This window comes from Escherichia coli, from assembly GCF_036503815.1.
GTDB classification, from domain to species: domain Bacteria; phylum Pseudomonadota; class Gammaproteobacteria; order Enterobacterales; family Enterobacteriaceae; genus Escherichia; species Escherichia coli_F.
On the sequence record NZ_AP027764.1, the window covers coordinates 2,334,996 to 2,349,971 of the forward strand.

Annotated in this window: 13 protein-coding genes; 9 read left to right on the plus strand and 4 right to left on the minus strand. The window is 51.1% G+C overall.

All coding sequences use genetic code 11. The annotated features are described in order from the left end of the window. Positions 1-9 precede the first annotated feature (9 nt). The 8 genes from pheT to selO all read left to right on the plus strand — a co-directional run bounded on the left by pheT (position 10) and on the right by selO (position 8,144). Positions 10-2,397 carry a phenylalanine--tRNA ligase subunit beta gene (gene pheT, locus AABJ99_RS11210; RefSeq protein ID WP_032303156.1) on the plus strand — a complete coding sequence of 796 codons (2,388 nt, stop codon included), beginning with the start codon at positions 10-12 and terminating at the stop codon, positions 2,395-2,397. A gap of 4 nt (positions 2,398-2,401) precedes the next feature. Next, positions 2,402-2,701 (plus strand): integration host factor subunit alpha, encoded by a 300-nt coding sequence (gene ihfA / locus AABJ99_RS11215; protein ID WP_001229265.1) that lies wholly within the window; start codon positions 2,402-2,404, stop codon positions 2,699-2,701. A gap of 100 nt (positions 2,702-2,801) precedes the next feature. Further along, entirely contained in the window at positions 2,802-3,782 is a 981-nt protein-coding gene (btuC, locus tag AABJ99_RS11220; RefSeq protein WP_000956530.1) for a vitamin B12 ABC transporter permease BtuC, read from the plus strand. 60 nt (positions 3,783-3,842) lie between these two features. Further along, positions 3,843-4,394 (plus strand): bifunctional thioredoxin/glutathione peroxidase, encoded by a 552-nt coding sequence (gene btuE, locus AABJ99_RS11225; RefSeq protein ID WP_001154187.1) that lies wholly within the window; start codon positions 3,843-3,845, stop codon positions 4,392-4,394. Next, positions 4,394-5,143, plus strand: a complete 750-nt coding sequence (btuD, locus tag AABJ99_RS11230) for a vitamin B12 ABC transporter ATP-binding protein BtuD (RefSeq protein WP_000029466.1) — start codon at positions 4,394-4,396, stop codon at positions 5,141-5,143. Before btuE ends, btuD begins: the two co-directional genes overlap by 1 nt. Before the next feature lie 77 nt (positions 5,144-5,220). Beyond that, entirely contained in the window at positions 5,221-5,685 is a 465-nt protein-coding gene (gene nlpC / locus AABJ99_RS11235; RefSeq protein WP_001209785.1) for a C40 family peptidase, read from the plus strand. A gap of 246 nt (positions 5,686-5,931) precedes the next feature. Further along, complete coding sequence (gene ydiV / locus AABJ99_RS11240; RefSeq protein ID WP_001563444.1) at positions 5,932-6,645, plus strand: anti-FlhDC factor; 714 nt, start codon at positions 5,932-5,934, stop codon at positions 6,643-6,645. A gap of 62 nt (positions 6,646-6,707) precedes the next feature. Beyond that, positions 6,708-8,144 (plus strand): protein adenylyltransferase SelO, encoded by a 1,437-nt coding sequence (gene selO / locus AABJ99_RS11245; RefSeq protein ID WP_039020761.1) that lies wholly within the window; start codon positions 6,708-6,710, stop codon positions 8,142-8,144. A gap of 3 nt (positions 8,145-8,147) precedes the next feature. Here the strand turns inward: selO and hemP are convergent, their stop codons facing one another. The 3 genes from hemP to ppsR form a co-directional block, all read right to left on the minus strand. After that, entirely contained in the window at positions 8,148-8,339 is a 192-nt protein-coding gene (hemP, locus tag AABJ99_RS11250; RefSeq protein ID WP_001270810.1) for a hemin uptake protein HemP, read from the minus strand. Between the two features lie 131 nt (positions 8,340-8,470). After that, a complete protein-coding gene (aroH, locus tag AABJ99_RS11255) occupies positions 8,471-9,517 on the minus strand; it encodes a 3-deoxy-7-phosphoheptulonate synthase AroH (protein WP_001082226.1) in 1,047 nt (348 codons plus the stop codon). 156 nt (positions 9,518-9,673) lie between these two features. Next, complete coding sequence (ppsR, locus tag AABJ99_RS11260; protein WP_000368046.1) at positions 9,674-10,507, minus strand: posphoenolpyruvate synthetase regulatory kinase/phosphorylase PpsR; 834 nt, start codon at positions 10,505-10,507, stop codon at positions 9,674-9,676. Positions 10,508-10,839: 332 nt separating this feature from the next. Here ppsR and ppsA point away from each other — a divergent pair, with 332 nt between their 5' ends. Next, positions 10,840-13,218 carry a phosphoenolpyruvate synthase gene (gene ppsA / locus AABJ99_RS11265; protein WP_000069375.1) on the plus strand — a complete coding sequence of 793 codons (2,379 nt, stop codon included), beginning with the start codon at positions 10,840-10,842 and terminating at the stop codon, positions 13,216-13,218. 56 nt (positions 13,219-13,274) lie between these two features. Here ppsA and fadK read toward each other — a convergent pair whose 3' ends face one another. After that, positions 13,275-14,921 carry a medium-chain fatty-acid--CoA ligase gene (gene fadK, locus AABJ99_RS11270; RefSeq protein ID WP_039020771.1) on the minus strand — a complete coding sequence of 549 codons (1,647 nt, stop codon included), beginning with the start codon at positions 14,919-14,921 and terminating at the stop codon, positions 13,275-13,277. Between the last annotated feature and the right edge of the window lie 55 nt (positions 14,922-14,976).

Here is a 14,976-nt window from a genome sequence, read left to right on the forward strand (position 1 = left end):
GAATAGATTATGAAATTCAGTGAACTGTGGTTACGCGAATGGGTGAACCCGGCGATTGATAGTGATGCGTTGGCAAATCAAATCACCATGGCTGGCCTGGAAGTTGACGGTGTAGAACCGGTTGCCGGTAGCTTCCACGGCGTGGTTGTGGGTGAAGTGGTTGAGTGTGCGCAGCATCCGAACGCTGACAAACTGCGAGTGACAAAAGTGAATGTCGGCGGCGATCGCCTGCTGGACATTGTCTGCGGTGCGCCAAACTGCCGTCAGGGCCTGCGTGTGGCGGTAGCGACCATTGGTGCTGTTCTGCCGGGTGATTTCAAAATTAAAGCGGCAAAACTGCGCGGCGAACCGTCTGAAGGGATGCTGTGCTCCTTTTCTGAGCTGGGAATTTCTGACGATCACAGCGGCATTATCGAACTGCCAGCGGATGCGCCGATTGGCACCGACATCCGCGAATACCTGAAACTCGATGACAACACCATCGAAATCAGCGTAACGCCAAACCGTGCCGATTGCTTAGGCATTATCGGCGTGGCGCGTGATGTTGCCGTGCTGAACCAGCTGCCGCTGGTTGAACCGGAAATCGTTCCGGTTGGTGCGACCATCGACGACACGCTGCCGATTGCAGTAGAAGCGCCGGAAGCCTGCCCGCGTTATCTTGGCCGTGTGGTAAAAGGCATTAACGTTAAAGCGCCAACTCCGCTGTGGATGAAAGAAAAACTGCGTCGTTGCGGGATCCGTTCTATCGATGCAGTTGTTGACGTCACCAACTATGTGCTGCTCGAACTGGGCCAGCCGATGCACGCTTTCGATAAAGATCGCATTGAAGGCGGCATTGTGGTGCGGATGGCGAAAGAGGGCGAAACGCTGGTACTGCTCGACGGTACCGAAGCGAAGCTGAACGCTGACACCCTGGTCATCGCCGACCACAACAAGGCGCTGGCGATGGGCGGCATCTTTGGTGGCGAACACTCTGGCGTGAATGACGAAACGCAAAACGTCCTGTTGGAATGCGCTTTCTTCAGCCCGCTGTCTATCACCGGTCGTGCTCGTCGTCATGGCCTGCATACTGATGCGTCTCACCGTTATGAGCGTGGCGTTGATCCGGCACTGCAGCACAAAGCGATGGAACGTGCGACCCGTCTGCTGATCGACATCTGCGGTGGTGAGGCTGGTCCGGTAATTGATATCACCAACGAAGCAACGCTGCCGAAGCGTGCAACCATCACTTTGCGTCGCAGCAAACTGGATCGCCTGATTGGTCATCATATTGCCGATGAGCAGGTCACTGACATTCTGCGTCGTCTCGGCTGCGAAGTGACCGAAGGCAAAGACGAGTGGCAGGCAGTTGCGCCGAGCTGGCGTTTCGACATGGAGATTGAAGAAGATCTGGTCGAAGAAGTCGCGCGTGTTTACGGCTACAACAACATCCCTGATGAGCCGGTGCAGGCAAACCTGATTATGGGTACTCACCGCGAAGCCGATCTGTCGCTCAAGCGCGTGAAAACGCTGCTCAACGACAAAGGCTATCAGGAAGTGATCACCTACAGCTTCGTTGATCCGAAAGTGCAGCAGATGATCCATCCAGGCGTTGAAGCCTTACTGCTGCCAAGCCCTATTTCCGTTGAAATGTCAGCAATGCGTCTTTCCCTGTGGACCGGCCTGCTGGCAACCGTGGTGTACAACCAGAACCGTCAGCAGAACCGTGTGCGCATTTTCGAAAGTGGTCTGCGTTTCGTGCCAGATACTCAGGCACCGTTGGGCATTCGTCAGGATTTGATGTTAGCCGGTGTGATTTGCGGTAACCGTTACGAAGAGCACTGGAACCTGGCAAAAGAGACCGTTGATTTCTATGATTTGAAAGGCGATCTTGAATCCGTTCTCGACCTGACCGGTAAACTGAATGAGGTTGAGTTCCGTGCAGAAGCGAATCCGGCACTGCATCCGGGGCAATCCGCAGCGATTTATCTGAAAGGTGAACGTATTGGTTTTGTTGGGGTTGTTCATCCTGAACTGGAACGTAAACTGGATCTTAACGGTCGCACTCTGGTGTTCGAACTGGAGTGGAACAAGCTCGCAGACCGCGTGGTGCCTCAGGCGCGCGAGATTTCTCGCTTCCCGGCGAACCGTCGTGACATCGCGGTGGTGGTCGCAGAAAACGTTCCCGCAGCGGATATTTTATCCGAATGTAAGAAAGTTGGCGTAAATCAGGTAGTTGGCGTAAACTTATTTGACGTGTACCGCGGTAAGGGTGTTGCGGAGGGGTATAAGAGCCTCGCCATAAGCCTGATCCTGCAAGATACCAGCCGTACACTCGAAGAAGAGGAGATTGCCGCTACCGTCGCCAAATGTGTAGAGGCATTAAAAGAGCGATTCCAGGCATCATTGAGGGATTGAACCTATGGCGCTTACAAAAGCTGAAATGTCAGAATATCTGTTTGATAAGCTTGGGCTTAGCAAGCGGGATGCCAAAGAACTGGTTGAACTGTTTTTCGAAGAGATCCGTCGAGCTCTGGAAAACGGCGAACAGGTGAAACTCTCTGGTTTTGGTAACTTCGATCTGCGTGATAAGAATCAACGCCCGGGACGTAACCCGAAAACGGGCGAGGATATTCCCATTACAGCACGGCGCGTGGTGACCTTCAGACCCGGGCAGAAGTTAAAAAGCCGGGTCGAAAACGCTTCGCCCAAAGACGAGTAATCTGATCTAACTAAAAAGGCCGCTCTGCGGCCTTTTTTCTTTTCACTGTCGAAGAGTCACCGTAAAATCAACGCCATGACACTTCAGCAGAACGGATACCATGCTGACACTTGCCCGCCAACAACAGCGACAAAATATTCGCTGGTTATTATGCCTGTCAGTTTTGATGCTGCTGGCGCTTCTCTTAAGCCTTTGCGCCGGTGAACAATGGATTTCGCCAGGTGACTGGTTTACTCCTCGTGGCGAACTGTTCGTCTGGCAAATTCGCCTGCCACGTACGCTGGCTGTATTGCTGGTTGGTGCGGCGCTGGCTATATCCGGCGCTGTAATGCAGGCATTGTTTGAAAATCCTCTGGCAGAACCTGGACTACTTGGCGTCTCTAACGGCGCAGGCGTAGGGCTTATCGCCGCGGTATTGCTTGGGCAAGGGCAACTCCCAAACTGGGCACTAGGGCTGTGTGCGATTGCTGGCGCGCTTATCATCACTTTAATACTCTTACGTTTTGCCCGTCGTCATCTTTCGACCAGTCGGTTATTGCTGGCTGGTGTTGCATTAGGGATTATCTGTAGCGCACTAATGACGTGGGCTATCTATTTTTCCACCTCTGTTGATTTACGTCAGCTGATGTACTGGATGATGGGCGGTTTTGGCGGCGTAGACTGGCGGCAAAGTTGGCTGATGCTGGCATTGATCCCCGTGTTGTTGTGGATCTGTTGTCAGTCCAGACCGATGAATATGTTAGCACTTGGCGAGATCTCGGCGCGGCAACTGGGTTTACCCCTGTGGTTCTGGCGCAATGTGCTGGTGGCAGCGACCGGCTGGATGGTTGGCGTCAGTGTGGCGTTGGCGGGTGCTATCGGCTTTATTGGTCTGGTGATCCCACATATTCTCCGGTTATGTGGTTTGACCGATCATCGCGTATTACTTCCCGGCTGCGCGCTGGCAGGGGCGAGCGCATTACTGCTGGCCGATGTTGTAGCGCGCCTGGCATTAGCTGCCGCAGAGCTGCCTATTGGCGTGGTCACCGCAACGTTGGGTGCGCCGGTGTTTATCTGGTTATTGTTAAAAGCAGGACGTTAGCCGCAAAAAGACGGTCTATGATTAAAAGCTAAGATTTTTACTGACCACCCAGGAGAGACGATGCAAGATTCCATTCTGACGACCGTAGTGAAAGATATCGACGGTGAAGTGACCACGCTGGAGAAGTACGCCGGTAATGTGCTGTTGATTGTCAATGTCGCCTCAAAGTGTGGCTTAACGCCGCAATATGAGCAGTTGGAGAATATTCAGAAAGCCTGGGCCGATCGTGGTTTTGTGGTGCTGGGATTCCCGTGCAACCAGTTTCTGGAGCAAGAACCGGGCAGCGATGAAGAGATTAAAACTTACTGCACCACTACCTGGGGGGTGACGTTCCCGATGTTCAGTAAGATTGAAGTTAATGGCGAAGGACGCCATCCGCTGTATCAAAAATTGATTGCCGCAGCGCCGACGGCAGTCGCGCCGGAAGAGAGCGGATTCTATGCCCGTATGGTCAGCAAAGGTCGTGCACCGCTGTACCCTGATGATATTTTATGGAATTTTGAGAAATTTTTAGTTGGCAGGGACGGATTGGTCATCCAGCGTTTTTCCCCGGATATGACGCCGGAAGATCCCATTGTGATGGAAAGCATTAAACTGGCGTTGGCGAAATAATGTCTATTGTGATGCAGCTACAGGATGTTGCGGAATCAACCCGCCTTGGGCCGCTTTCTGGCGAGGTTCGGGCTGGGGAGATCCTGCATCTGGTGGGGCCGAATGGCGCGGGTAAGAGTACCTTACTGGCGCGAATGGCCGGAATGACCAGCGGTAAGGGAAGCATTCAGTTCGCGGGGCAACCACTGGAAGCATGGTCCGCAACAAAACTCGCGCTGCATCGCGCCTATCTTTCACAACAACAGACGCCACCGTTTGCAATGCCGGTCTGGCACTACCTGACACTGCATCAGCACGATAAAACGCGTACCGAACTGCTGAATGATGTCGCAGGGGCGCTGGCTCTTGATGACAAACTCGGACGTAGCACCAATCAACTTTCCGGCGGCGAATGGCAACGCGTACGTCTTGCTGCGGTGGTGCTGCAAATCACACCACAAGCCAATCCCGCAGGCCAATTACTACTTCTTGATGAGCCTATGAACAGTCTTGATGTTGCGCAACAAAGTGCGTTAGACAAAATTCTGAGCGCGCTGTGTCAGCAAGGACTGGCGATTGTTATGAGCAGTCACGATCTCAACCACACCTTGCGTCATGCGCATCGGGCGTGGTTGCTAAAAGGTGGAAAAATGCTGGCCAGTGGACGCAGAGAAGAGGTGCTCACGCCGCCAAATCTGGCGCAGGCCTATGGGATGAATTTTCGCCGTCTGGATATCGAAGGTCACAGAATGCTGATTTCGACCATCTGATTTCATTAGTATCTTGAAAATCGGGTAATTACGACGCTAAATTAATGCAAGAATAAAAAACAGAGGAACCGTACGGAATGCGTTTCTGCCTTATTTTGATCACAGCACTGTTTCTGGCCGGGTGTAGCCACCATAAAGCACCGCCGCCAAATGCCAGACTTTCTGATTCGATTACCGTTATTGCCGGTTTGAACGACCAGCTACAGAGCTGGCATGGCACGCCGTATCGTTATGGTGGCATGACGCGGCGCGGTGTGGACTGTTCGGGGTTTGTGGTTGTGACGATGCGCGATCGTTTCGATTTGCAGCTGCCCCGTGAAACCAAACAACAAGCCTCTATCGGCACGCAAATTGATAAAGACGAGTTGCTGCCTGGTGACCTGGTCTTTTTCAAAACGGGCTCCGGACAAAATGGTTTGCATGTAGGTATTTACGATACCAACAACCAATTTATCCACGCCTCTACCAGCAAGGGAGTGATGCGTTCCTCACTCGATAATGTCTATTGGCAGAAAAATTTCTGGCAGGCGAGACGAATCTAGTATGTCGAAAAATGGACGGCGATGATACATCTCCGTCCATTTACTCCTGAATACAGTAGTATTTTACAGACAAAAATACCGTATATGGATTATTCGTTTATAATCAGGATAATCTAATAAAAGGACCCCTGAAAAAGTGGTTAACATGGAACAAATGAAAGTTACTCCTTCTGTAATTGTTATGTCTTATGGCCTCATCCCTTTTAGCCGGATACTGAAAAACATCCTTCGAGAGGGACGGTTACCATGAAGATTTTTTTGGAGAATCTTTATCATTCTGATTGCTATTTCCTGCCGATAAGAGATAACCAGCAAGACCTTGTCGGCGTTGAGTTAATTACCCATTTCTCCAGTGAAGATGGTACGGTTCGTATACCGACGAGTCGGGTTATAGCGCAACTTACCGAGGAGCAACATTGGCAATTATTTTCTGAGCAGTTGGAATTGCTAAAATCATGCCAACACTTTTTTATTCAACATAAACTCTTTGCCTGGCTTAATTTAACCCCACAAGTGGCTACTTTATTATTAGACAGGGATAATTACGCGGGCGAACTATTAAAATATCCGTTTATTGAACTGTTGATTAATGAGAATTACCCGCATCTCGATGAAGGAAAAGATAATCGCGATCTTTTGTCCTTATCGCAAATGTATCCCCTTGTGTTAGGTAATTTGGGCGCAGGCAATAGCACAATGAAAGCGGTTTTTGATGGTCTTTTCACCCGCGTCATGCTGGATAAAAGTTTTATTCAGCAACAAATCACGCATCGCTCCTTCGAACCGTTTATTCGTGCGATCCAGGCGCAAATTTCCCCATGTTGCAATTGCATCATCGCGGGGGGCATTGATACGCCAGAAATAATGGCACAGATTACCCCCTTTGATTTCCATGCTCTCCAGGGATGCCTGTGGCCTGCCGTTCCTGTAAATCAGATAACGACGTTGGTTCAGCGATAACCCTCCTGTTTGCTGGTGTTTAAGACGAGAGTAACCGTCTACACTATCAAACAGGAGGATCTATGACCCTGTCTTTTATTACCCGTTGGCGCGATGAATTGCCAGCAACCTATACAACACTTTCCCCTACGCCTTTAAATAATGCCCGGCTGATTTGGCATAATGCCGAACTGGCTAACACGCTGGGTATTCCATCGTCACTGTTTAAAAATGGCGCAGGTGTCTGGGGTGGCGAAACCCTACTGCCTGGTATGTCACCACTGGCGCAGGTTTACAGTGGTCATCAGTTCGGCGTCTGGGCGGGCCAACTGGGTGATGGGCGCGGCATTTTACTCGGCGAACAACGGCTTGCTGATGGCACTACAATGGACTGGCATCTGAAAGGTGCTGGTCTGACGCCTTATTCGCGAATGGGTGATGGACGGGCTGTTTTACGTTCGACGATACGAGAAAGTCTCGCCAGTGAGGCGATGCATTATCTGGGTATTCCGACGACCCGCGCGTTAAGTATCGTCACCAGCGATTCGCCAGTGTATCGGGAAACGGTGGAGCCAGGCGCGATGCTGATGCGTGTGGCACCAAGCCATCTGCGCTTTGGTCATTTCGAACATTTTTACTATCGCCGCGAGCCGGAAAAGGTTCGTCAGTTAGCTGAATTTGCTATTCGTCATTACTGGTCACATCTTGCAGATGATGAGGACAAATACCGTCTCTGGTTTACCGATGTTGTCGCACGTACCGCATCGTTAATTGCCCAATGGCAGACGGTCGGCTTTGCTCATGGGGTGATGAATACCGACAACATGTCGCTGCTGGGGCTGACGCTTGATTACGGGCCGTTTGGTTTTCTTGATGATTACGAACCCGGTTTTATTTGTAATCACTCGGATCACCAAGGGCGTTACAGCTTTGATAATCAACCTGCCGTCGCGTTGTGGAATTTACAGCGTCTGGCGCAGACATTGTCACCATTTGTTGCCGTAGATGCCCTGAATGAGGCCCTGGACAGCTATCAGCAGGTTTTGTTGACGCATTATGGACAACGGATGCGGCAGAAACTGGGCTTCATGACGGAGCAAAAAGAGGATAACGCGCTACTGAATGAATTATTCAGTCTGATGGCGCGAGAGCGCAGCGATTATACCCGAACATTCCGCATGCTGAGTCTGACCGAGCAGTACAGCGCGGCGTCACCGCTACGTGATGAGTTTATCGATCGTGCGGCATTTGATGACTGGTTTGCCCGTTATCGGGTACGTTTGCAACAAGACGAGGTTACCGATAGTGAGCGTCAGCAGCTGATGCAAAGCGTTAACCCAGCTCTGGTGTTGCGCAACTGGTTGGCGCAACGGGCGATTGAAGCGGCAGAAAAGGGTGATATGACGGAATTGCACCGCCTGCATGAGGGGTTGCGAAATCCTTTCAGCGACAGGGATGATGACTATGTCAGTCGTCCACCTGACTGGGGTAAACGGCTTCAAGTCAGCTGCTCGAGTTAAAGGCTACTTGGTCAACAGCAGCTTGCCAGCCTGAGTTTTACGAAGCAGATATTCTTGCCCGTCATGATCGATAATCAGTTTGCCATCCGGACCTAACAGTGTCTGGCTGGTAATTCGCCGAATGGGCTGCGGGGAAGCGGTCTTGTGATTGGCATCCGTTTCAGGCGTGAGTTTTCTGCTATCCGTATAACGCATAAAAATTAATAATAATTGATATAACAATGATTCTTATTATCAATATTCTGGCGGGCCAGAGCAAGCAGTAATGTGTTGAGAAGACAACAAGTTGCGCAGAAATGCCCATTCCGTCAGGAATGGGCACGCATTCAGAAGCGGGTATCAACCGCAGAGGCGAGTTTTTCGACCAGGCGTTCGGTATCTTCCCAGCCCAGACACGGGTCGGTAATCGATTGACCGTAAGTGAGCGGCTGACCGCCGACGATTTTTTGCGTTCCTTCGCGCAGGAAACTTTCCGCCATAATTCCAGCAATCGCCGTAGAGCCATTGCGGATTTGCTGACAAATATCCTCACAAACTTCTAACTGGCGACGGTGCTGCTTCTGGCAGTTACCGTGGCTGAAATCCACCACCAGATGTTCAGGTAAATCAAACTCGTGCAGCGTATCGCAGGCTGCGGCGATATCATCGGCATGGTAATTCGGTTTTTTGCCGCCACGCATAATAATATGGCCATACGGGTTGCCACTGGTCTGATAGATGGTCATCTGACCGTTTTTGTCTGGCGAGAGGAACATATGGCTGGCGCGGGCTGCGCGGATAGCATCCACGGCAATCCGCGTGTTGCCATCGGTACCATTTTTAAAACCTACCGGACAGGAGAGTGCCGAAGCCATTTCACGGTGGATCTGACTTTCGGTAGTACGTGCGCCAATCGCGCCCCAACTGATTAAATCAGCAATAAACTGACCGGTCACCATATCGAGGAACTCAGTCGCGGTAGGGACGCCCAGCTCATTTACCTGTAAAAGTAATTTGCGCGCCAGCTCCAGACCGTGATTTACCCGATAGCTGCCGTTTAAATCCGGATCGGAGATTAGCCCTTTCCAGCCGACAACAGTTCGTGGTTTTTCAAAATAGGTGCGCATTACGATTTCCAGCCGTGACTGGTACTGGTTGCGCAGCGACTGCAGACGGGTGGCGTACTCCATTGCAGCGGTGAGATCGTGGATCGAGCAGGGGCCAATGATGACCAACAGTCGCTTATCTTCACCATTCAGTATTTTTTCAATTCTGCGGCGGGAGTCGGTGACATGGGTGGCGACGCCAGGCGTTACGGGATACCGTAGCGCGAGTTCGGCGGGCGTTACCAGGCTCTCAATACGCGCAGTACGGAGTTCGTCAGTTCTGTTCATTACAAGTCTCAGAAATTTGTTGCTTCTACGGCAGGACTACCGGGAAGTGATGCGCATCACGATAAACCAATCGCAGCTGATTTCAAGTGCGAGGTGTGACACACCTCGCCGGGTGGTTAGCATGATAACAAAAAAACAAGTTAATGCACTAGTTCTCTAGTACATTCGACGACTAAGGCCCATGATATCAAGGATCTTGGTGGCAATCTCTTCTACCGAATAATTGGTACTGTTAATCCACGGGATCTGATTTTTACGGTACAACGCTTCCACTTCCGCGACTTCCATCCTGCACTGACGAAGCGAGGCATAGCGACTGTTCTCCCGACGTTCCTCGCGAATCGCCGCCAGACGTTCCGGGTCGATAGTCAGGCCGAACAATTTATGCTGAAGCGGTTTGAGCGACGCGGGTAGCACCAGATTATCCATATCGTCGGCAATAAAGGGGTAGTTTGCCGCGCGGATACCAAATTGCATTGCCAGATACAGACTGGTGGGGGTTTTACCACAGCGAGAAACGCCGAGCAGGATCACCTGAGCCTGGTCCAGATTGCGCAACGAAATGCCGTCGTCATGGGCAAGGGTGTAATCAATCGCCGCAATGCGCGCATCGTATTTATTGAGATTATTAGGGTTAAGGCCATGGGTACGATGAGCAATCGGCGTTGGATCCAGTTTCATCTCTTGTTGTAGCGGGGCAACCAGCGCCTGAACGATATCCTGGCAAAAGCCTTCACTTTGCAAGATGATGGCGCGAATCTCCGGCAACACGATGGAGTAGAAGACCAGTGGGCGCACACCTGTCTGGTGATAAATTGCGTCAATCTGATCCTTCACTGCCCGTGCACGGCTCTCATTTTCGACAAACGGCAGCGTAATGCTGCTGATAGTGACGGGAAATTGTGACATTACTGCGTGTCCTAATACCTCCGCAGTTATTGCCGTACCATCAGAAATATAAAAAACGTGGCGATCAACAGCATTATCCATTTTGTTCTTCCCGTAATGCAGACATAATTCTATGAAAGCATAAATTAAAAACGCACAGAAGCGTAGAACGTTATGTCTGGTTTATAAAATGAACCTTCAATTTTATTTTTTATGAAAACAGCATTTCATTTTTACGGTTTCGTTTATACCGATGGTTTATGTGGAAATTGTCGAAGAGAGCAGATTTGCGCAACGCTGGGATCAGTCTTAAAAAGTAAAAAAATATATTTGCTTGAACGATTCACCGTTTTTTTCATCCGGTTAAATATGCAAAGATAAATGCGCAGAAATGTGTTTCTCAAACCGTTCATTTATCACAAAAGGATTGTTCGATGTCCAACAATGGCTCGTCACCGCTGGTGCTTTGGTATAACCAACTCGGCATGAATGATGTAGACAGGGTTGGGGGCAAAAATGCCTCCCTGGGTGAAATGATTACTAACCTTTCCGGAATGGGTGTTTCCGTTCCGAATGGTTTCGCCACAACCGCCGACGCGTTTAACCAGTTTCTGGACCAAAGCGGCGTAAACCAGCGCATTTATGAACTGCTGGATAAAACGGATATTGACGATGTTACCCAGCTTGCGAAAGCGGGCGCGCAAATCCGCCAGTGGATTATCGACACTCCCTTCCAGCCTGAGCTGGAAAACGCCATCCGCGAAGCCTATGCACAGCTTTCCGCCGATGACGAAAACGCCTCTTTTGCGGTGCGTTCCTCCGCTACTGCAGAAGATATGCCGGACGCTTCCTTTGCCGGTCAGCAGGAAACTTTCCTCAACGTTCAGGGTTTTGACGCCGTTCTCGTGGCAGTGAAACATGTATTTGCTTCTCTGTTTAACGATCGCGCCATCTCTTATCGTGTGCACCAGGGTTACGATCACCGTGGCGTGGCGCTCTCCGCCGGTGTTCAGCGGATGGTGCGCTCCGACCTCGCATCTTCTGGCGTGATGTTCTCCATTGATACCGAATCCGGCTTTGACCAGGTGGTGTTTATCACTTCCGCATGGGGCCTTGGTGAAATGGTCGTGCAGGGTGCGGTTAACCCGGATGAGTTTTACGTGCACAAACCGACACTGGCGGCGAATCGCCCGGCTATCGTGCGCCGCACCATGGGGTCAAAAAAAATCCGCATGGTTTACGCGCCGACCCAGGAGCACGGCAAGCAGGTTAAAATCGAAGACGTACCGCAGGAACAGCGTGACATCTTCTCGCTGACCAACGAAGAAGTGCAGGAACTGGCAAAACAGGCCGTACAAATTGAGAAACACTACGGTCGCCCAATGGATATTGAGTGGGCGAAAGATGGCCACACCGGCAAACTGTTCATTGTGCAGGCGCGTCCGGAAACCGTGCGCTCACGCGGTCAGGTCATGGAGCGTTATACGTTGCATTCACAGGGTAAGATTATCGCCGAAGGCCGTGCTATCGGTCATCGCATCGGCGCGGGTCCGGTGAAAGTCATCCATGACATCAGCGAAATGAACCGCATCGAACCTGGTGATGTGCTGGTTACTGACATGACCGACCCGGATTGGGAACCGATCATGAAGAAAGCATCGGCCATCGTCACCAACCGTGGCGGTCGTACCTGTCACGCGGCGATTATCGCTCGTGAACTGGGCATTCCGGCGGTAGTGGGCTGTGGTGATGCAACAGAACGGATGAAAGACGGTGAGAACGTCACTGTTTCTTGTGCAGAGGGTGATACCGGTTACGTCTATGCTGAGTTGCTGGAATTTAGCGTGAAAAGCTCCAGCGTAGAAACGATGCCGGATCTGCCGTTGAAAGTGATGATGAACGTCGGTAACCCGGACCGTGCTTTCGATTTCGCCTGCCTGCCGAACGAAGGCGTGGGCCTTGCGCGTCTGGAATTTATCATCAACCGTATGATTGGCGTCCACCCACGCGCACTGCTTGAGTTTGACGATCAGGAACCGCAGTTGCAAAACGAAATCCGCGAGATGATGAAAGGTTTTGATTCTCCGCGTGAGTTTTACGTTGGTCGTCTGACTGAAGGGATCGCGACGTTGGGTGCTGCGTTTTATCCGAAGCGTGTCATTGTCCGTCTCTCTGATTTTAAATCGAACGAATACGCCAACCTGGTCGGTGGTGAACGTTACGAGCCAGATGAAGAGAACCCAATGCTCGGCTTCCGTGGCGCGGGACGTTATGTTTCCGACAGCTTCCGCGACTGCTTCGCACTGGAGTGTGAAGCGGTGAAACGTGTGCGCAACGACATGGGACTGACCAACGTTGAGATCATGATCCCGTTCGTGCGTACCGTAGATCAGGCGAAAGCGGTGGTTGAAGAACTGGCGCGCCAGGGGCTGAAACGTGGTGAAAACGGGCTGAAGATCATCATGATGTGTGAAATTCCGTCCAACGCCTTACTGGCAGAGCAGTTCCTCGAATATTTCGACGGCTTCTCAATTGGCTCAAACGATATGACGCAGCTTGCGCTTGGTCTGGACCGAGACTCTGGCGTGGTGTCTGAACTGTTCGATGAGCGCAACGATGCAGTGAAAGCACTGCTGTCCATGGCGATTCGTGCCGCGAAGAAGCAGGGCAAATATGTCGGGATTTGCGGTCAGGGTCCGTCCGACCATGAAGACTTTGCCGCCTGGCTGATGGAAGAGGGGATCGATAGCCTGTCTCTGAACCCGGACACCGTGGTGCAAACCTGGTTAAGCCTGGCTGAACTGAAGAAATAAAATAAATACCCGGCGGCGTTTTGTCGCCGGGTTTACGTGATCCCCGAGTATGAAACTTATTCAACCTCTTCGCAGATATCCTGAGTTAATCGCCGCATAATATCTTTCCTTAACAAAAACTTTTGTATTTTACCGGAGGCCGTGCGCGGTAGTTTTTCGATTACCACAATATGTTCAGGATATTTATATTTTGCTACCCGTTTACGGCTAAAAAAAGCCACTATGTCTTCCAGCGATATTGAATGATGTGGCGCTTTCAGCACGACATAAGCGCATGAACGTTCACCTAAGCGTTCATCGGGCATTGCCACAACACAAGCATCATGAATTTTAGGATGCTGTAATAAAATATCTTCCACTTCACGACTGCTAATATTTTCCCCGCCGCGGACAATAATATCTTTCTTGCGCCCGGTTATTTTTATATAGCCAGCTTCATCCATTCGGCAGAGATCGCCGCTGTAATACCAGCCTTCTTCATCCAGCGCACGGTCGGTTAATTCCGGTTCATCAAAATACCCCATAAACACATTGGGGCCACGCGAAGCCTCTTCACCTACACAACCAGGCGGTAAGGTCTTGCGTGCATCATCGACCGCTTTAATCTCTACGCCTGCGGCAGCGTAACCATCGGTGTTCATAAAGCGCGACAAAGGATCGTCGAGATTTACCACCGCATGCGGCGAACTTTCTGTGGAACCATAAACACTTAATAATTTAATGCCGCGTTGTTGGCATTCACGCGCCACCTTTTTGGGGATCGTGGTGCCGCCGCAAAGAAAGAAGCGCAGCGCTGAAAGGTCTGCGGGCTGTTTCTCCAGTAAATTCAAAAGGTCATAGACAAACGGTGTTGCGCCGAGCATACAGGTGCAACGCTGCTGCTCAAGCAGCGCGAGACACGCATCAGGAGTGAAAATATCTAACAACACGCTGCGAGCACCAATCAAAAAAGGTGCTGTTACGCCATGCAGAAAGCCCGTTGCGTGACCAAGTGGCGCAGGCATCATAAAGACATCCTGCCAGGTCAGATTCAGCCGCGCGCAATAAGCCCGCTCACTGGCGAGAATATTGTTATGCGTTAGCATCACGCCCTTTGGCAGACCCTCGGTTCCGGAGGTAAATAGCACAGCGGCTAATTCATCGCCGTGGGTCGTTATCGCCGTAGTCAGTGGGGTATTGTCGGCGAGAATCTGACTTAATGAGAGGGAAGAGGTGGCGGGAGCCAGTTTGTCCACGCCGACAATTTGTTGTAGTTGTGGAAGCTGATTTTGCAGCGGCAGGATTAAATCTACCGGACGCGTTTGTTTAAACAACGTCGGTGCAAAGAACATTTTTGCCTGACACTTATTGAGCACCCACACCAGTTCAGCCTCCCGCCAGGAAGGCAACAGCGGCACGGAAACCGCACCGGTTTTCAGGCAGGCAAGATAGATAACGGTAAATTCACACCAGCCAGGCAGTTGAAAAGCAATGCGATCCCCTGATTCAATACCCTTCGCCAGCATCCAGTTTGCCAGACACCTCGCGGCATGATCGAGCGCGCTATAGGTGTACGATGCACCATGATTATCGACCACGGCAATTTTATCTGGCATCGAACGAGCGGTCTGCTGCCAGTAATCGGCCAGCGAAGCATCGCCCCATAATCCTTGCTGACGATACGCCGCACGACGTTGTTCGTTGAACGTTAATGTCACTTTCATTTTGGACTCTCGAAACAGAACATCAGGCCCGAGATGCGGGCCTGTGGGATGCATG